This window comes from Streptomyces sp. NPDC013157 (genome assembly GCF_042899865.1).
Lineage (GTDB): Bacteria > Actinomycetota > Actinomycetes > Streptomycetales > Streptomycetaceae > Streptomyces.
Genome location: NZ_JBIBAK010000005.1, coordinates 401721 through 419455 on the forward strand (window position 1 = coordinate 401721; position 17735 = coordinate 419455).

The following is a 17735-nucleotide window of genomic DNA, read 5'->3' on the forward strand; positions in this document are numbered from 1 at the left end:
CGGGTTCCCACCCGGTACAGGCGCTCGCCGCACGCGGGGCCGGCGCCGCCGTCAGGTGTGGTTCGGGTTGACCTGAATGGGGGGATAGGACGGGGTCTGGACAAGTGAGCCGGGGAATGAAGGCGCTGAAGTGGGCCTGGTCGGTTTCCCGTCGGCATCGCACACAGCAGGGTCGGCGGGGCTGTCCAGCTTGCTGTCCATCACACGATTCGTGTGGAAGTCCACCGAGTCGAACGTCAGTATGCTGTCGCCCGACACGATCTTGCTCGGCAGTTCCTTCTCGGTGAGGGGGCCACCGGTGTAGAACGCCACGAGGCCGCCGACGCAGGGGCTGCGGTGACTCGAGTAGTAGCCCTTCGGCGGGGACACGGCCACGTCCCGGCGTCCGTCGACGCGCACTTCGACGTGTTTCATGGATGCCATGGTGAAGTAGTAGTCGGGGGCCGAACTCGCCGAACCGTCGGCCCGGGCGCCGGCCGCGGAACGGTAGGTGAGCCGCCAGAACTGGACCTGGACGGTGATCGGTTCGCACAGCGGCCCGTTGAATCCGGCCGTGCTTTTCACGAACCCCACCTTGCCGGTCGGGTCTTCCTCCTGTTGCAGCCAGGCAGCGGCCTGCCGTCGGCTCCAGCCCCTGTCGGGGTGACAGCCGTCGGCGTCGACCGGATAGGGAGGCGTGGGCGACGGACCGGCCGACGGTGTGGAGCGGACCGGTGACACGCTGGTGGAGGGGCTGGCCGACGCATCCGCTCCGGCATCGGTGCCTCGGTCGGTGCAACCGGTCGCGAGCACCGCGACCATCGCGCACGCGGCGATCCCCGGCCAGCGGCCCGCGGTCCTGCGGGACATGTTCACCGGCACCCAACTCCCCACCGCACGGCCTGCCGTGCCCTCATTCGTGTTCCTCCCGAAGCTTCGTGTCACGCGTGTCCGGCGGGACGGCCCCGCGGACACGCGACATCGCCGGCGCCTACTTCGGAAGTCCGTGCCGTCGCCGGCCGTAGGTGTTCATGGCTGTCGCCGCTCCCATGACCCAGGCCAGGGACAGGGCCAGGAAGAAGGCCCAGAAGCCGAAGCCGCCGTCCTGGTTGCCGCTGATCGCCCAGAGCAGGAGGGCGGCCGGTCCTGCCACCACCAGTGGCCCCAGGAGCCACCAGACCAGGTAGGTGCGCATGATCTCCCCGCCGTCGAGGCGGGTCTCCTCGTGCAGGACGTACCGCGTCAGGGTCCGGCTGCCGGCTCCCCTGGGTATGTACGTGCTGTTGCCGACGGTGAGCCGGTAGCGACGCAGCGGCAGCACGGGCAGGTCGAGGACGACGAACCACTGGGTGGCGTAGTGACTGCCGTCGCGGTTGCGGTTGCCGAACCCCAGGAACTTGGTGCCGATGCCGTTCATCGTGGACACGCTGGACTCCTCCTCACACGACGATCAGCGTGGAGCGTCCTCCGGGCATGGGTCCCATGCCGCGGAAGCGACGGCACGCGGCTGAAGCGATGTGCCGAAGTCAGCATTCCAGCGGGGTGATCACCCTGGGCATCCGTGAAACCACGTAACTTGGGCGGCTGCGGCGGTGCCTCTTTTCCCCCGGGGGGCGGGACGCGGGCACGAAGACAGAGTGACGGCCGGGCCGGACCGGGCCCGACCGGTGTGACTACGCTGCGGTCATGGCTGATGATCCGCAATATGGCGGTCCGTCCGCGTCCGGCCGGGCGGACGAGGAGACGTCCGCGTTCGTGGGCCGCACCGCCGAGACGGGCGAACTCCTGAAGGCCGTCGGCGAGTTGCGGTCCGGTTTCGGGCGGGCCGTCGCGGTGACCGGTGAGCCCGGCATCGGCAAGAGCACCCTCCTGGCGGCTGTGGCGGCCCGGGCCCGGGCCGACGGAATCCCGGTCGTGCCCGTGGAGTCGGTCACCGACGCGACACCTCGTCCGGGCGCGCCCGTGGTGGTCGTGGTCGACGATCTGCATGCCCTGCACGAGGAGGGGACAGTCCTGGCGGAGCGGGCCCTGCGGTCCGCCGCCAGCACGCCGTCGCTGTGTCTCCTCGGCTACCGTCCCCGCCAGCTGCCGTCCGAGAGCGCCGAGTTGCTGGCGCGCGCGGCGGCGGCCGGTCTCCTCACCACCGTGCCCCTCGGTCCGCTCTCCCGGGAGGAGGCGGCGGAACTGCTCGGCGGTCATCTGCACGCGGACACCGTCTACGACGATGCCCTGGGCAATCCGCTGTACCTCAAAGCGCTGGGCGCTCGAGGCGGCCCGGCACACGACCAGGCCGTGACAGCGATCCTCGCCGAGCTGGCCGGGCTCGACGAGGACGCGCTCACCGCCGTACACGCCGCGGCCGTCCTCGGCGAGCCGTTCCAGCCGGACCTGCTGGCGGCGGTGGCGGACCTCGGCATGCCGACGGCTCTCGCGGCGCTGGACGTGCTGACCCGGCTCGACATCGTCCGCCCCGCCGAGCGCGCGCCGCAGCTCGCCGTCCGGCACCGTGCTCTGAGCGAGGTCGTGTACCAGCGGGTGCCGCCGAGCCGGCGCCACGCCATGCACGGGCGGGCCGAGACCGAACTGGCACGGCGCACCGCGCCTGTCGCCCTGCGCGCCCGGCATGTCGCCCAGGTCGCCGACCCGAGCCGGCCGGACCACGCCATCACGCTCATCAGCGCTGCCCGGAGCGAGTTGTACGACTCGCCGACGGCGGCCGTGGACCACCTGGAGGCCGCGGTCGCGGTGCTGCCCGACGGAGGGGAGCACTGGTACGAGGCGCAGGTCCTGCTCGCCCGCGCCCGGATGCTGAGTGGCAAGGCGGCCGACGCCCGCGCCCTGCTGGACACGTTGCGGTCCACCATCACCGGCTCGGACGAGGCGGCCGCACTCGCCGATTCGAGCCGGCTGGAACGCCACCGCGGCCGGCACCCGGAGGCGGGATCCATGGCCCGGGCCGGGCTGGCCGCCCTGACCGAACACAACGGCGCCATCGCCGCCGCCCTGCATGTCGAACTAGCCGACCACGCCTACACGGTGCGGGACCATGAGTCGTCCCGCCACCATGCCGAGACGGCCGCCGCGCTGGCCCGTGACCACCGCGACCGGGTCGGCGAGTCCCACGCCCTGGCGCAGGCGGCCCTCGCCTCCCTGTTCCTCGGCGACCAGCACGAAGCACGCCGGCAGGCGACGAACGCGGCCGATCTCGTGGACACGGCCGGCGACTCCCTGCTGTCGACGAACCTGGACGCGCTCCTCCAACTGGGCATGACCGAGGGGATGCTGGAACGACTCGACGACGCCGAACGCCATCTGAAGCGGGCCGCCGCGCTGTGCCGGCGCACCGGTCAGGTCTATGTCGAGCCCGACGTCCTCACGGTCCTGTCCAACACCCAGCTGCGTTCCGGGCGGCTGCGCGCCGCACTGGCCACGCTCGACCGGGCCGATGCGATCCTGACGGGCGGCCGTGCCCCGGTGACGGAGGCGATCATCGCGATGGTCCGCGCCGAGACGCTGTTCTGGCAGGGCGGAACGGGCGGCCGGCACACCTGGCAGGCGTCGGCCGCCCGGGCACTGGAGATCGCGGACGGCTCGCAGGCCGCCTGGGCCGTATCCGTGAGCTGCTTCCATGCCGAACTCGCCCTGCACGCGGGCACGTCGGACCCGGCACACGCCCGCTGGCTGCTGCTGGACGCCGCCGGGGGCGAGGAACTCTCCCGGGTGGCGGGCTGGCGCAAGCCGCGCTGGTGCGACGCGCTGGCCAGAGCGGCCGCCGCCGCGTCCGACCCGGCCGGCACCGCGCACTGGGCGGAGCTGGCCGAGTCCTGTGCCGGGCAGCTCCCGTCGGCCGGCCGACGGGCCTTCGCGCATCGGGCACGGATGTGGGACCACGCCGTACGGGGCGACGTCGACGGAGCACTGCGCTGCGCACGGGAGGCCGTCGAGGGATTCGCCTCCGGCGGGGAACGCATCGAGCTCTGCCGCACACTGCTCGACGCGGCCGGGGTAGCCCTCGGCGCGGGACGCACGCAGGACGTGGCCGACTGGCTGGACCGGGCCGGGGTACTGGCCGGCCGGTGCGGCTCGGCACGGCTCGCCGACACGGTCGCGCGGCGGCGCCGGGAGCTCGCGGACCAGACCCGGTCGCCCGCGCCGCAGGGGCCCTGGGCCCTGTTGTCGGGCCGCGAGCGGGAGATCGCCCACCTGGTCAGCAAGGGCATGACGAACCACCGGGTGGCGGAGGCGCTGTTCCTCAGCGTGCGCACCGTGGAGACCCACCTGAGACAGATCTACCGGAAGCTGGGCGTCGCGAACCGGGCAACCCTCACCCATGTCCTCCTCACCCGGGGCGGCCCCAATCCCTGACGGCGCCCCGCCGTGGGCATGGACAGGCGAAAGCCCGGAACATCCACGGCGAATCCCGCCTCCGCACCCGTAGTGAACTGCGTGGTTTCACGGATGCCGAGCCACGGGCCGCGCGACGTACGGTGCGCATGAGGCCTGTGCGCCGCACGCGCCCGGCACACCTGCTCGGAGACCTCCGGCGGGTTACTTTCGACCTCACGGGGTGTCACATGCGTATACGTGCAATATCGATGGCCCTTCCCGGCGCCGTCGCCCTGTCCGCGCTCTGCCTTCCGGCAGCCGCCCAGGCGGCGGAGCGTCCGGGGGCGACGGCAGGGCTCGACTCCTTCGCCGCCCGTTCCGTCCACCCGGAAACCTCGCTGGGCAGCATGAAGTTCTCCAAGGCGGTCGTCAACGGCGGCAAGGACATCGTGCTCGGCACCACCACCAAGCAGTCCGTCACGGTGACGTACACAGCGACCAGTTCGAGCGGTGTCGCCCTCACCGAAGCCTTCCTCTGGCAGGGCACGGACAGTTCGAGCCCCGACACGATCAGCGGATCCCTGGGCACCGACGACGACCCCGCCTGCACCGAGTCGACCACCCAGACGGGCGTCTACGCCTGCAAGGCCGTCTTCCACATCAACGCCGCCTCCGACCTGAAGAACAACGGTGTCGCAGGGACCTGGAAGCTGTTCCTCGGCGGGTTCGACCTCTACGCCGACGCCAGCTACGACGACGACGTCGCCACCACCCACATCAAGAAGGCGTCCAAGCTGACCGCCGACGCCACCCCGGAGCCGGTGAAGAAGGGCAGGACCATCACGGTCACCGGCAGCCTCAAGCGTGCCGACTGGAACAAGGGCACGTACACCGGCTACGGCAGGCAGGGGGTGCTGCTCCAGTACCGCAAGAAGGGAAGCACCACCTACACGACCCTCAAGAAGGTCACGAGCAGCACCAGCGGCGCGCTCAAGACCACCACCACCGCCACGGCCGACGGCTACTACCGCTTCTCCTTCGCCACCAACACCACGACCGCCGCCTCGACGGCCACCGGGGACTACGTCGACGTCAAGTAGCAGTGGACCGCATGGCCCGTTCATCACACCGCTGCGCAGATCCGGGCGGTGTCGGCCCGGCAGGGTGTTCGCCCCTGCCGGGCCCACGCGTGTCTCCGCGGCTGTGACGAGAAGCAGAACAGTCGAGAAGCAGAACGGTGTCGCCCTGGACGCCCTCTTCCGGCCTCTCGGAGAATGTCTCCGTGACCGTGACGGCGAGCGGGACGGACCGCGCAGAATCCTCCGCGACTGCTCCCGCCGCTCCGAGAAGTGCCGGCCGGCCGCCGGCGAGGGCATCTCCCCCGGCACTCCGCTCGCCGCACCCCCCTCTCTTGCTTCATCGCCCTCCGCACACGCAGGCCTCGCCCAGGTGACCTTCGTGCGCGCAAGGTCGATACTGCGGTCAGGAGAACTACGCCACTCGCCATCACAGCCGCCCCTCAGACCTGACGGACCATCACGCAAGTCGGCACCGGACCGGTATCAGCCTCGCCGCACCCCGCTCCAGGCCGCAGTGGACCGCCGGGACCGAGACGGGGAGAGATCCACCCTGACCTGCAAAGACGCAGGTCAGGGACTAGTCTGCTAGTGTTAGACGGAGGACCGCATGAAGATGCTGATCAACGTCCCGGAGACCGTGGTGGCGGACGCGCTGCGCGGCATGGCGGCGGCCCATCCCGAGCTCACCGTGGACGTGGAGAACCGGGTGATCGTCCGGCGGGACGCCCCGGTGGCCGGGCAGGTCGCGCTGATTTCGGGCGGCGGTTCCGGGCACGAGCCGCTGCACGGTGGCTTCGTGGGCCCCGGGATGCTGTCGGCCGCCTGTCCGGGCGAGGTGTTCACGTCCCCCGTACCCGACCAGATGGCCCGGGCCGCCGCGGCCGTGGACAGCGGGGCGGGCGTGCTGTTCATCGTGAAGAACTACACCGGTGACGTGCTCAACTTCGACATGGCCGCCGAGCTCGCCGAGGACGAGGGTATCCAGGTGGCGAAGGTGCTCGTCAACGACGACGTGGCCGTCACCGACAGTCTCTACACCGCGGGCCGGCGCGGCACCGGGGCCACCCTGTTCGTCGAGAAGATCGCCGGCGCGGCCGCCGCCGAGGGGCAGCCGCTGGAGCGGGTCGAGGCCGTCGGGCACCAGGTGAACGAGAACTCCCGCAGCTTCGGTGTCGCGCTCAGCGCCGTCACCACCCCGGCCAAGGGCACCCCGACCTTCGATCTGCCGCCCGGCGAGCTGGAGTTGGGCATCGGCATCCACGGCGAGCCGGGCCGTGAGCGACGCGCCATGATGACGTCCGGCGAGATCGCCGACTTCGCCGTCAACGCCGTCCTGGAGGACCTGCCACCGCGCAGTCCGGTCCTCGTCCTGGTCAACGGCATGGGCGCGACCCCGCTCCTCGAACTGTACGGGTTCAACGCCGAGGTCCAGCGGGTGCTCGCCGAGCGCGGGGTGAACGTGGCCCGCACACTGGTCGGCAACTACGTCACCTCCCTGGACATGGCCGGTGCCTCGGTCACGCTCTGCCAGGTCGACGAGGAACTGCTGCGGCTGTGGGACGCCCCGGTGAAGACACCGGCGCTGCGCTGGGGCATGTGAGGGAGAGACGACACCGACCGGCACCGACCCGCGTCCGTACCGCTACGCAAGGAGATCCAGTGCTCGACGCCGACTTCTTCCGCCGCTGGATGGCGGCGACCGCCGCCTCGGTCGACCGTGAGGCGGAGCGGCTCACCGCCCTCGACTCCGCCATCGGGGACGCCGACCACGGCAGCAACCTCCAGCGCGGCTTCAAAGCGGTGATCGCCGCGCTGGAGAAGGACGCGCCCGCCACCCCGGGTGCCGTCCTGACGCTGGCCGGACGCCAGCTGATATCCACGGTCGGCGGCGCGTCCGGGCCGCTGTACGGCACGCTGCTGCGCAGCACCGGCAAGGCGCTCGGCGACGCGGCCGAGGTCGATGAGGCCCAGCTCGCCGAGGCGCTGCGGGCCGGGGTGGACAAGGTCATGGCGCTCGGCGGGGCCGCGCCCGGGGACAAGACGATGATCGACGCCCTGGTGCCGGCGGTCGACGCGCTCGGCGACGGCTTCGGCGCGGCGCGGGCCGCCGCCGAGCAGGGCGCCGAGGCGACGATCCCGTTGCAGGCCCGCAAGGGCCGGGCGAGCTATCTCGGCGAGCGCAGCATCGGCCACCAGGACCCGGGGGCCACGTCGTCGGCGCTGCTCGTCGCGGGACTCGCGGAGGCGGCCGGTGAGTGACGGCAAGCTGGTCGGGATCGTACTGGTGTCGCACAGCGCGGAGGTCGCGGCGTCCGTCGCGGAGCTGGCCAAGGGGCTGGCGGGCGGTGCCACGGCGGTGCCGGTCGCCCCGGCGGGCGGCACCGAGGGCGGCGGGCTCGGCACCAGCGCCGAGCTGATCGCCGCCGCTGCCGCGTCCGTGGACCGGGGCGCGGGGGTCGCCGTCCTCACCGACCTGGGCAGCGCGGTGCTCACCGTGAAGGCGCTGCTCGCCGAGGGCGACGAACTCCCGGACGGCACCCGCCTGGTGGACGCCCCGTTCGTCGAGGGCGCGGTCGCCGCGGTCGTCACGGCCTCCACCGGGGCCGACCTCGACGCCGTGGAGGCGGCGGCAGCCGAGGCCTACACCTACCGGAAGGTCTGAGACCTCCCCGGTCGCGGCAGGATCCGGCGGACCTCGGGGTGAAGCCGAGCCGGGTTCAGGAATCGCGGGGTGGCGGACCCGGGACACGACTGGAGCGAGCGCGGGAACCAGGCGCCGCAGAACTACAAGGCGGCCGTCGAGACCGCCTCGGCGCGGCCACTGGCCTGGACGACTTCGCCCGCAAGGCGCAGTTCGTCAACTTCGAGAACACCCGAGCCATGTTCGAGGCCTGGAACGCCAACCTCTGGGACAACGCCACCGGCCTGATGCTGTGGATGTCCCACCCGGCCTGGCACAGCACCGTCTGGCAGACCTACGACTACGACTTCGACGTCAACGGCACGTACTACGGCGCCCGTTCGGCCTGCGAACCGCTGCACGTCCAGGCCGATCCGGTGAAGTGGCAGGTCCTCGCGGTCAACCACGCCCGCGCGGACCTCCACGGCGCCACCGTCACCGCCCGGCTGTACGACCGGTCCGGCCGGCAGCTCGGCAGCGGCCGGACGGCGAAGGTGGACGTGGCACGGTCCGCCACCGCCGAGGCGTTCGCCGCAGAGTGGACCGACGACCTGCCCGACCTGCACCTGCTCCGGCTGACCCTGGCGGACGCGGCCGGCAGGGAGCTGTCCCGCAACACGTACTGGCGCCACCGCGCCACCGCCGCCCTCCAGGCGCTCGGCAGATGCCGCGGGTGAACGTGTCCGTCTCGGTCGGCCAGGTGTCCCGTACCGGGGACCGCCACTCCCTGACGGCCACCGTCCGCAACCGCGGCCCGGCCGTCGCCGCCATGGTCCGGCTGTCCCTGCTGGACGAGGCGAACGGTCACCGCGTGCTGCCGACGCTCTACAGCCACAACTACCTGCGCCTGCTGCCCGGCGAGTCCCGGACGGTCAGCGCGTCCTGGCCGTCGCGGGCCCTCGCCACGGGCCGTCCGGCGCTGCGGGCGGAGGCGTACAACAGCCGTCCCTAGGCCAGCCCCTCCGCCGCCACCGCGAGGGCCGAGCGCATGGTCGCCGTGAGCTCGGCCTCCGCCGTGACGGGGTCCATGGCCTCGTCGGCGACGCGCCAGGCGTAGTGCTCCACGGCCGCGCGCAGGGCCGCGTTGAACATGGCCGCCTGGATGGTGGGCCGCAGACCGTCGGCGGGCAGCCCACAGCGTTCGGCGAGGGCGCGGGCGAACGCCGGTTCGGCCTCGTCGTAGGACTGCAGCCACTCCGCGCGCAGGCCCGGTTCGACACGGGTCAGCCGGACCAGGGCGCCCATGGTGGCGCGGTCCGGGCTGCGCACCAGCCGGCTGTCGGTCGGTACGGAGTGCGCGAAGGCCTCCTCCAGCGGCTGGCCGGGGCGCCAGGCGAGCAGGCAGTCGGCGACGGCTTCGATGCCGGCCGCGAACAGCGGGCGCACGCAGGCCTCCTTGCTCGGGAAGTAGCGCCACACCGTGCGTGCCGAGACGCCGACCGCCTGCGCGATCTGCTCGCCGGTGGTCGCGGCCACCCCCTGGGCGACGAACAGGTCCACCGCGGCGCGGGCGATCTCCAGTCTCATCTCGGCCTTGCGCTCCTCGGTCAGGGGCGGCCGTCCCGTGCGTCCCCCTGCGGTCATCTGTCCCTCCCGTGCCGGTGGCTGCTGCACCGAGATTGTCCCCGAGTCAGCGGTGTGACGGAAAATTCAGGTCGCGACTTTATGTCACTCGCCGACATTAAGTCGTATGGTGTGACCGCACCGGGCGCCGAGCGCCCTCGAACCACCTGATGGGAGCACCACATGGCCAGCGGACTCGACGGGCGCAGCGTCATCGTCACCGGCGCGGGCTCGGGGATCGGGCGCGCCACCGCCCTGGCCTTCGCCGGGGAGGGGGCACGGGTCCTGGTCGCCGACCTGAACGCCGAGGCCGCGGGCACGGCGGTGGCGGAGATCGAGAAGGCGGGCGGTACGGCCGTGGCCGTCACCGGCGACCTCGGCGAGCAGTCCGTGGTGGACGAGGTGGTCGCGACGGCGGTGGAGCGGTTCGGCGGGGTGGACGTCCTGGTGAACAACGCCGGGATCATGGACCGGATGTCGGCGCTGGCGGATGTCAGCGACGCGGAGTGGGAGCGGGTGATACGGGTCAACCTCACCGCGCCCTTCCTGCTCACCCGGGCGGTGCTGCCGCACATGCTGGCGGCGGGCCGGGGCGCGATCGTCAACACCGCCTCCGAGGCCGGCCTGCGCGGCAGCGCCGCGGGCGCCGCCTACACGGCCTCGAAGCACGGTGTCGTCGGCCTGACCAAGAACCTGGCGGTGATGTACCGCAACCAGGGCATCCGGGCCAACGCCATCGCACCCGGCGGCACCAGGACCGGCATCCAGCTCGACCTGGAGGACGGCGCGCACGGGCCGGCCGCGCTCGGCCCGTACTTCGGGAACGTGGGCCAGGTCTCCGAGCCCGAGGAGCAGGCCGCGGCGATCGTGTTCCTGGCCTCGGACGCGGCGAGCAACATCAACGGCGCGATCCTGCCGGTGGACAACGGCTGGGCGGCCGTCTGACCCGCACCGCCGGGGGGCGGCCGGCCCGCCGGTCAGCCGCCCTCGGCGAACTGTTCCGCCAGCCGCTCCCCCTCCGCCTCCGCCGCCTCGCGGTCCTCGATGGGCTGGATCCCGGAGTCCTTGAAGACGATGTACGTGACGCCGGACGCCACCCCGCCGACCCGCGGGTCGGGGTTCACGCCGAGCGCCTTCGCGGTGGCGTAGGAGGCCTCGCCGATGATGTCGCGCGGTCCGGTGTCGCCGACGACCGCGTACTGCACCCGGTCCTTGTAGATCACCGCGGCGAGCGCGCCGCCCCGGATGCCGGCCGCCCAGTGGTTCCAGCGGCCGCTGGGGCCGGGCACGACGACGTAGGGCAGCTTCTCGGCGTTGAGCTGACGGCCGTTGGACTGCTGGTATGCGGTGGTGGCGGTGAACGCCGGGTCGGCTCCGCGGTTGCAGTGGGCGGTGCGCTGGCCGTCGCAGTCGATGTCGAGGTCGGCCTTCCAGAAGACGGCCTGCCGGGTGCCGCACACGGGGACGGTGGCGGCGGTGTCGGCATCCGAGCGGTAGCGGCCCCTGGAGACCTGGGTGCACTCCCGCACCCGGGCCAGCAGGTCGGCGGCGGAGATCCGGTGCCGGTCACCGGGGGCCGCGTACGAGGCGGCGGGGGCGGGCAGTGTGGCCGGGGCGAGCAGGGCGGCGCCGGCCGCGGCCAGCGTCAGCGACTGGACACGCACGATGAGAGACCCTTTTCGTGGGGGACATGGAATCACCCGGAACAAGATGGTGCGGGTCCGGCGGCCGGGCCAGCACGTGAGGGCCGTACAGGGCCGTTCGGCGCAACGAAACTGACACTTCGTGAGCGGTCGCCGAGGGCCGGGGCGCTGAGCCGGTGTCGGCCCAGACCGCCCCGGCCGCCCGTGCCGGCGCGGGATCAGCGACGACAGCGTTCCGCGCCACAGGCGCGAACTCCCCTGTTCTCCCGGGAAGTTCGACCGCAGGACCCTCAGCATACGTAACTCTCCCCCGGCGTCCGCAATACGGCCCTCTTGATGTCCGCATCCCGGCGGTCCATATTGGTCCGGACCATTGCCGTGCTGCCGTCCTTGGGGAGGCGGAACCGTGCGCCGAGTTGCCGTCGCGGTCTGCGCCCTGCTGTTCGTGACGTCCTGCGGCCGGGGCGGGGCCCCCGACGGCGACAGCGGCCGGCTGCCCGGCGCCCCGACGGGGGTGACCGCGGCCGCCGGGAGCGCCACCAGCGTGCACGTCATGTGGAACGAGCTGGCGGAGGGTTCCGAGATCCTTGCCTACGAGGTGTATCGCGGCACCACGAAGGTCGAGGAAGTACCCGGCTCCCAGCACATGGTGGACGTCACCAGGCTCAGGCCGTCCACCGCGTATGTGTTCACCGTGCGGGCCCGGGGCGGGGACGGCAGCCTCGGGCCGCGCAGCCGTGCGGTGCGGGCGACCACCCCCGCGATGGCCGCCGCCGACCGCTCGGCGCCGACGCGGCCCGCGCGGCCGGTGGGCCGGGCCGTGGGCAGTAATGCCGTGCAACTGTCCTGGGGCGCCTCGACGGACGACCGGGCCGTGGTGTCGTACGACATCTGGCAGGGCGGCGCCAAGATCCACAGTGTGGGCGGGAACCAGACCGCGGCCGTGGTCATGGGGCTGCGGCCGGGCACCCGCTATGTCTTCACCGTCCGGGCCCGGGACGCGGCCGACAACCTCTCGCCCGCGAGTGCGGCGGTGCGCCTCACCACGCCGGGCAGCGGCGACGGCCGGGACACCGCGCCGACCGCGTTCACGGCGCGGACCCACGAGGAGAGCGGGGCCTGCTACCTGGATCTGGCCTGGGACCCGCCGCAGGTGGACGGTGTGGTCACCGAATACCAGATCCGCCTCGACGGCGGTACGACCACTTCCTTGGTCTGGGGCGGCACCCCACCGAAGGGACGGTCGACCTACAGCTTCTATGTGGGCCGGGACCATGGGGTCCGCCACCGGGTGCGGCTGCGGGCACGGCTGCCGGACGGCACCTGGGGCGGCTGGTCGGCGGAGCGGACCGTGACGACAGGGGCCTGACGGGAGCCGGACGCGCATCCCTGCCTGGGCCGGACGGAGGAAGAAGTCACCTGGCCGGTCGTCCTCCGGGTGCGGGACCCGCCGGGGCCCCTTTCGCTGAACCTGAGGCAGCACGGGAGATTCCCCACCTCCGGCGGCGCACGGGACGTTCCGCCGACCGTGCCGCCGGAGGGCAGACCATGCGCACTACACGACCTCTCCTCCGCTCCGGCCTGACCCTGGCGGCCGCCGCCGCTTTCCCGACCTGGCTCGCCGGCCCGTCCGCCGCGCTCTCGGGCATCTCGGTGAGCACCATCGGTACCACGGTCTCGGTGGTCACCAGCGCCTGCACCCAGTCCAACGGCAGCTGGGGCAACGCCTCGCTGCTCAACAGCGGTCAGACCGCATTCGCCCAGGGGCGGCAGGTGGCCCTGGCGGGCACCACGGTGAGCCAGTCCGCCGCCTGGTCGGGGGTGTCGCCGGGCACTTACACAGTGGTCGTCGTCTGCTCCAACGGCGGTACGGCGGGCACCCAGTCGGTGATCGTCTCGTCCGCCCCCGCCGCGCCGACGACCTCCTCCACCACCAACTCCACCACAAACTCCGCCCCCAGGTCGGCCGCGCCCGCCGCGCCGGCCCGGGGCGTGATGGGCGGTCTGGGCGGTGCCGCCCGCGACTACGGCCCGCTCACCCTGGGCATCGGCGCCGCGCTGGTCGGCTCGGGCGTCATCGCCACCGGCTGGTACCTGCGCAAGCGCTCGAAGCCCTACCGGCTCTAGGACGGGTCGGGGATTTCGCCGAACTCCTCCAGGGCGTGGCCGAGCCACTGCGTCCAGAAGGTCTCCAGGTCGATGCCGGCCCGCAGCACCAGGTGCCGCAGCCGGTCCTCGGGGGCGTCCTTGCCCGGTGGGAAGTCGCGGCGCTGGATCTCCTCGTACTCGGCCAGCTGCCGCCGGTGCAGCTCCAGATGGCGGCGCAGGTCGGCTTCGAGGCCGTCGGTGCCGACGACCGCGGCCGCGCGCAGCCGCAGCAGGAGCACGTCCCGCTGCGGCTTGGGGTCCTGGGAGGCGGCGGTCCAGCGGGCCAGTTCGGCGCGGCCCGCGGGCAGGACCTCGTAGCTCTTCTTCTGCCCACGGGCCGGCTGCTCGGTGGGCAGGGTGCGGATGTAGCCCTCGGCCTCCAGTCTTCCGAGCTCGCGATAGATCTGCTGGTGCGTGGCCGACCAGAAGTAGCCGATCGACCTGTCGAACCTGCGGGTCAGCTCAAGCCCCGACGACGGCCTTTCGAGCAGGGCGGTGAGGATCGCGTGCGGGAGTGACATGCGCTCATCCTAGGGACGGGCGCTACAGGGCGGCCGCCAGCTCGGTGCCCTGCTTGATGGCCCGCTTGGCGTCCAGTTCGGCGGCGACGTCGGCACCGCCGATGAGGTGCGCGCTGCAGCCGGCGGCGACCAGTTCCTCGTACAGGCCCCGGCGCGGTTCCTGCCCGGTGCACAGCACGACGGTGTCGACCTCCAGGACCGTGCTCTCGCCGTCCATGGTGACGTGCAGACCGGCGTCGTCGATCAGGTCGTACTGCACGCCCGGGACCATGGTGACGCCCCGGTGCTTGAGTTCGGTGCGGTGGATCCAGCCGGTGGTCTTGCCGAGGCCCGCGCCGACCTTGCTCGCCTTGCGCTGGAGCAGGTGCACGGTCCGCGGCGGCGCCGGGCGCTCGGGGGCGGCCAGACCCCCGGGGACCTGGTACTCCATGTCGACGCCCCACTGCCTGAAGTACGTCTCGGGGTCCTCGCTCGCCTTGTCGCCGCCGTCGGTGAGGTACTCGGCGACGTCGAAGCCGATGCCGCCCGCGCCGAGGATCGCGACCCGGTCGCCGACGGGGGCGTTGTCGCGCAGCACGTCGAGGTAGCCGAGGACGCGCGGGTGGTCGACGCCGGGGATGTCGGGGGTGCGCGGGGTGACGCCGGTGGCGACCACGACCTCGTCGTAGCCGGTGACGTCCTCGGGTTCGACGGTCGTGTTCAGGCGTACGTCCACGCCGTGCGCGTCGAGCTGGTGGCGGAAGTAGCGCAGGGTCTCGTCGAACTCCTGCTTGCCGGGGACCCTGCGGGCCACGTTCAGCTGGCCGCCGATCTCGGCCGCCGCGTCGAACAGGGTGACCTCGTGGCCGCGTTCGGCGGCGGACACCGCGCAGGCGAGGCCGGCCGGTCCGGCGCCGACCACCGCGACGCGCTTCTTCAGACGGGTCGGGGCGAGGACCAGCTCGGTCTCGTGGCAGGCGCGGGGGTTGACGAGGCAGGAGGTGATCTTCCCACTGAAGGTGTGGTCGAGGCAGGCCTGGTTGCAGCCGATGCAGGTGTTGATGGCCTCGGGCGTACCGGCCGCGGCCTTGTTGACGAAGTCGGGGTCGGCGAGCATCGGGCGGGCCATGGAGACCATGTCTGCGAAGCCCTCGGCGAGCAGCTCCTCGGCGAGTTCGGGGGTGTTGATGCGGTTGGTGGTGACCAGCGGGACGGACACGGCGCCCATCAGCTTCCTGGTGACCCAGGTGTAGGCGCCGCGCGGGACCGAGGTGGCGATGGTGGGGATGCGGGCCTCGTGCCAGCCGATACCGGTGTTGATGATGGTCGCCCCGGCGGCCTCGACGGCCCGGGCGAGGGTGATCACCTCGTCAAGCGAGGAGCCGCCGGGGACCAGGTCCAGCATGGACAGCCGGTAGACGATGATGAAGTCGTCGCCGACGGCCTCGCGGACCCGGCGGACGATCTCGACGGGGAACCGCATCCGGTTCTCGTACGAGCCGCCCCAGCGGTCGGTGCGGTGATTGGTCTGCGCGGCGATGAACTCGTTGATGAGGTAGCCCTCGGAGCCCATGATCTCGACGCCGTCGTAGCCGGCCTGCCGGGCGAGGCGGGCGGCGCGGGCGTAGTCGTCGACGGTGCGCTCGACGTCGGCGTCGGTCAGCTCGCGGGGCGGGAAGGGGCTGATCGGGGCCTGGAGGGGGCTCGGGGCGACCAGGTCGCGGTGGTAGGCGTACCTGCCGAAGTGCAGGATCTGCATCGCGATCCGGCCGCCCTCGCGGTGCACCGCCTCGGTGACGGCCCGGTGCTGCCCGGCCTCCTCCTCGGTGGTGAGCTTGGCGCCGCCCTCGTACGGCCGGCCCTCGTCGTTGGGCGCGATGCCGCCGGTGACGATGAGGCCCACTCCCCCGCGGGCCCGGGCCGCGTAGAACTCCGCCATCCGCTCGAAGCCGCGCTCGGCCTCCTCCAGGCCCACGTGCATGGAGCCCATGAGCACGCGGTTGGGGAGTGTGGTGAAGCCCAGGTCGAGGGGTTTCAGCAGGTTCGGGTAACGGCTCATGGGGGCCTCCGTGCGCGGTGTCGTCACCGTAGTTGTAGAGGACCGCGCACGGTTTATGCAACTAGTTGCACAACGGCAGAGGTGGTGGCATGTGACATATCACTGGATCTTCAGCCGGTGCCCTACGCCCCCCGGCTCTCCAGCAGCACATGCAGCTCCCTCTCCTGGTCTCCCGACGCGGACGACAGGTTCCGCACGGTGAACAGGGAGTCGAGGGTCGTTTGGAGCCGGCTGATCGCCCAGTACCCGCCCTGTGCGTCGGCCTCGACCGGGGCCGAGAGCCGGGGCGGCGGGGTGCACTCGTGGGTGTCGGTGACCTCGAACGTGCCGAGCCACACCATCGGGCGGGTCTCGTGGAGCTGTTGCGGTACGTCCTCGGCGGCCCGGTCGGACTCGAAGCACTGGCACAGCGCGTCGAACACGATCCGGGCGTCCTCCTTGCTGCGTCCGCTGATCTCCAGCGAGACGGGTTCCTCGTGCTGTCGCTCACGGACCATCGTGATCGCTCCTCTCATGGCAACGGCGCGGTAGCACGGGTTCCCCCGCGAACCACGCCATGCCAACAGAAAAGCACCGATCTCCGGGCCCTGCACCACCCGCCGCGGCAGGCGGCCGCGGGCTCAGCTCCGGGTGAACTTGTAGGTCTTGCTGTCCGTGAGGACGCAGAAGCCGGGCGACATCACGATGACCCGCAGGGTGCCGGTGCGCCGGTCGTAGTCGATGCCCTCGGCCTCGAAGGTGCCCGAGCAGGAGCTGCGCAGCGGGAGCTGACGCAACGCCGTGACGTGCCCGGTGACGTTCGCGGAGCCGGGCTGGGCGGACAGGTCGATCTGCAGGAGCGGCTTGGTGTAGCCGAAGAGGCTGCCGTCCGGGTCGTCCGAGGAGCACAGCAGGGTGGTGGCGCCGGAGAAGTCGCAGCCCTGCACGTCACGCACGGCGTGGTCCAGGTCGACGACGGACGCGAGCGGGAGGTTCGCGGACGGCGAGGTGCTCCTGTTGGCGCCCGGCGTCGGGAAGACCAGGAAGCGGGTCATCGTGCCGTACTCGCCGGAGAGCATGTACTGGCTGTCGGGCGTGATGGCGGACCAGGAGTTGTTGAGGGCCTCGCCGGAGGCGAGCGGGTGGACGTACTCCGACCAGGTGCCGTCGGGGGCCTGCACCCGGTACATCTTGGCGGTGCCGGAGTCCGCCTGGTAGGGCTCGACGTAGTAGCCGTCGTAGGACTCGTCGGGGTCGCCGACGTGGTTCCAGCCGCGGCTGGAGACGCTGAGCGGGATGGTGCCGATGCCGGTGTACCGGTTGGGACTGTTGGCCGGGACCTCGACCGAGGTCAGACCCTGGCTCTCGGTCAGCGCATCGGCGTGGTCGGAGCCGGTCTCGGTCCAGGTGTCGGCGGCGGAGGCCGGGGCGGCGGTCGCGAGGACCAGGGTGGTGGCGAGGGCGACCAGGGCGGTCAGGCCTGCGCGACAACGTTGCCGGGGGGACGCGGGCATGGAAGCCTACTCCTCGGTATCGGGGGGTGGGACGCGCGTGCGCCGGTCAGTCTGGCGCGGACCCGATGGTCATGTACAGACCAATGGCGGGACGGGAAGGTGAACTCACGCCCCTGCCGCCCCTGTGGTCGCTTCGCCGTACGGATGCCGCCGTGTTGAGAGATGGTGGAAAAGTCGGCGGTGACATCGGAGAGTCGGGTGTGAGCGCGATAGAACAGGGAGAGTCGGCACGGGGGACGACGTGCCGTACGGAAGTCCGAAGGCG

The 17735-nt window shown here is 72.0% G+C and carries 16 protein-coding genes and 1 pseudogene; 9 read left to right on the plus strand and 8 right to left on the minus strand.

What is annotated here, in order from left to right; translation table 11 throughout:
• Nucleotides 1-51: 51 nt before the first annotated feature.
• A complete protein-coding gene (locus ACFY6U_RS18255; protein ID WP_390039327.1) occupies nt 52-849 on the minus strand; it encodes a hypothetical protein in 798 nt (265 codons plus the stop codon).
• Nucleotides 850-970: 121 nt separating this feature from the next.
• The gene (locus ACFY6U_RS18260) at nt 971-1405 is read right to left on the minus strand and encodes a hypothetical protein (RefSeq protein ID WP_390039328.1); all 435 of its coding nucleotides are present in this window, start codon (nt 1403-1405) and stop codon (nt 971-973) included.
• A gap of 260 nt (nt 1406-1665) precedes the next feature.
• Between ACFY6U_RS18260 and ACFY6U_RS18265 the strand changes: the two genes are divergently transcribed.
• From ACFY6U_RS18265 to ACFY6U_RS18290, 6 genes and pseudogenes are all read left to right on the plus strand, one after another.
• The gene (locus ACFY6U_RS18265) at nt 1666-4344 is read left to right on the plus strand and encodes a LuxR C-terminal-related transcriptional regulator (protein WP_390039330.1); all 2679 of its coding nucleotides are present in this window, start codon (nt 1666-1668) and stop codon (nt 4342-4344) included.
• Nucleotides 4345-4553: 209 nt separating this feature from the next.
• Entirely contained in the window at nt 4554-5405 is an 852-nt protein-coding gene (locus ACFY6U_RS18270; protein ID WP_390039331.1) for a hypothetical protein, read from the plus strand.
• Nucleotides 5406-5991: 586 nt separating this feature from the next.
• Nucleotides 5992-6984, plus strand: a complete 993-nt coding sequence (gene dhaK, locus ACFY6U_RS18275) for a dihydroxyacetone kinase subunit DhaK (protein WP_390039333.1) — start codon at nt 5992-5994, stop codon at nt 6982-6984.
• Nucleotides 6985-7043: 59 nt separating this feature from the next.
• On the plus strand, nt 7044-7643 hold the full coding sequence (gene dhaL, locus ACFY6U_RS18280) for a dihydroxyacetone kinase subunit DhaL (protein WP_390039335.1): 600 nt from the start codon (nt 7044-7046) through the stop codon (nt 7641-7643).
• Nucleotides 7636-8046, plus strand: a complete 411-nt coding sequence (locus tag ACFY6U_RS18285) for a PTS-dependent dihydroxyacetone kinase phosphotransferase subunit DhaM (RefSeq protein WP_390039337.1) — start codon at nt 7636-7638, stop codon at nt 8044-8046. Before dhaL ends, ACFY6U_RS18285 begins: the two co-directional genes overlap by 8 nt.
• An 84-nt stretch (nt 8047-8130) precedes the next feature.
• A pseudogene (locus ACFY6U_RS18290) lies at nt 8131-9016 on the plus strand (glycoside hydrolase); the annotation flags it as partial.
• Here the strand turns inward: ACFY6U_RS18290 and ACFY6U_RS18295 are convergent.
• On the minus strand, nt 9013-9648 hold the full coding sequence (locus ACFY6U_RS18295) for a TetR family transcriptional regulator (protein ID WP_390039339.1): 636 nt from the start codon (nt 9646-9648) through the stop codon (nt 9013-9015). The pseudogene ACFY6U_RS18290 and the gene ACFY6U_RS18295 overlap by 4 nt on opposite strands.
• 162 nt (nt 9649-9810) lie before the next feature.
• Between ACFY6U_RS18295 and ACFY6U_RS18300 the strand changes: the two genes are divergently transcribed.
• Nucleotides 9811-10572, plus strand: a complete 762-nt coding sequence (locus ACFY6U_RS18300; RefSeq protein ID WP_390039341.1) for an SDR family NAD(P)-dependent oxidoreductase — start codon at nt 9811-9813, stop codon at nt 10570-10572.
• Between the two features lie 32 nt (nt 10573-10604).
• On the opposite strand, the gene ACFY6U_RS18305 is transcribed toward ACFY6U_RS18300, so the two are convergent.
• Nucleotides 10605-11291 carry a glycoside hydrolase family 75 protein gene (locus ACFY6U_RS18305; RefSeq protein WP_390039343.1) on the minus strand — a complete coding sequence of 229 codons (687 nt, stop codon included), beginning with the start codon at nt 11289-11291 and terminating at the stop codon, nt 10605-10607.
• Nucleotides 11292-11676: 385 nt separating this feature from the next.
• Between ACFY6U_RS18305 and ACFY6U_RS18310 the strand changes: the two genes are divergently transcribed.
• Nucleotides 11677-12639 (plus strand): fibronectin type III domain-containing protein, encoded by a 963-nt coding sequence (locus ACFY6U_RS18310; protein WP_390039345.1) that lies wholly within the window; start codon nt 11677-11679, stop codon nt 12637-12639.
• Nucleotides 12640-12818: 179 nt separating this feature from the next.
• A complete protein-coding gene (locus tag ACFY6U_RS18315; RefSeq protein WP_390039347.1) occupies nt 12819-13397 on the plus strand; it encodes a hypothetical protein in 579 nt (192 codons plus the stop codon).
• On the opposite strand, the gene ACFY6U_RS18320 is transcribed toward ACFY6U_RS18315, so the two are convergent.
• From ACFY6U_RS18320 to ACFY6U_RS18335, 4 genes are all read right to left on the minus strand, one after another.
• Nucleotides 13394-13939 (minus strand): PadR family transcriptional regulator, encoded by a 546-nt coding sequence (locus tag ACFY6U_RS18320; protein WP_390039349.1) that lies wholly within the window; start codon nt 13937-13939, stop codon nt 13394-13396. The genes ACFY6U_RS18315 and ACFY6U_RS18320 overlap by 4 nt on opposite strands.
• Nucleotides 13940-13961: 22 nt before the next feature.
• Nucleotides 13962-15977: an FAD-dependent oxidoreductase gene (locus ACFY6U_RS18325; RefSeq protein WP_390039351.1), complete on the minus strand. Its 2016-nt coding sequence runs from the start codon at nt 15975-15977 to the stop codon at nt 13962-13964.
• Nucleotides 15978-16099: 122 nt separating this feature from the next.
• Entirely contained in the window at nt 16100-16474 is a 375-nt protein-coding gene (locus ACFY6U_RS18330) for a hypothetical protein (protein WP_390039353.1), read from the minus strand.
• Between the two features lie 123 nt (nt 16475-16597).
• Nucleotides 16598-17470 carry a hypothetical protein gene (locus ACFY6U_RS18335; protein ID WP_390039355.1) on the minus strand — a complete coding sequence of 291 codons (873 nt, stop codon included), beginning with the start codon at nt 17468-17470 and terminating at the stop codon, nt 16598-16600.
• Nucleotides 17471-17735 lie beyond the last annotated feature (265 nt).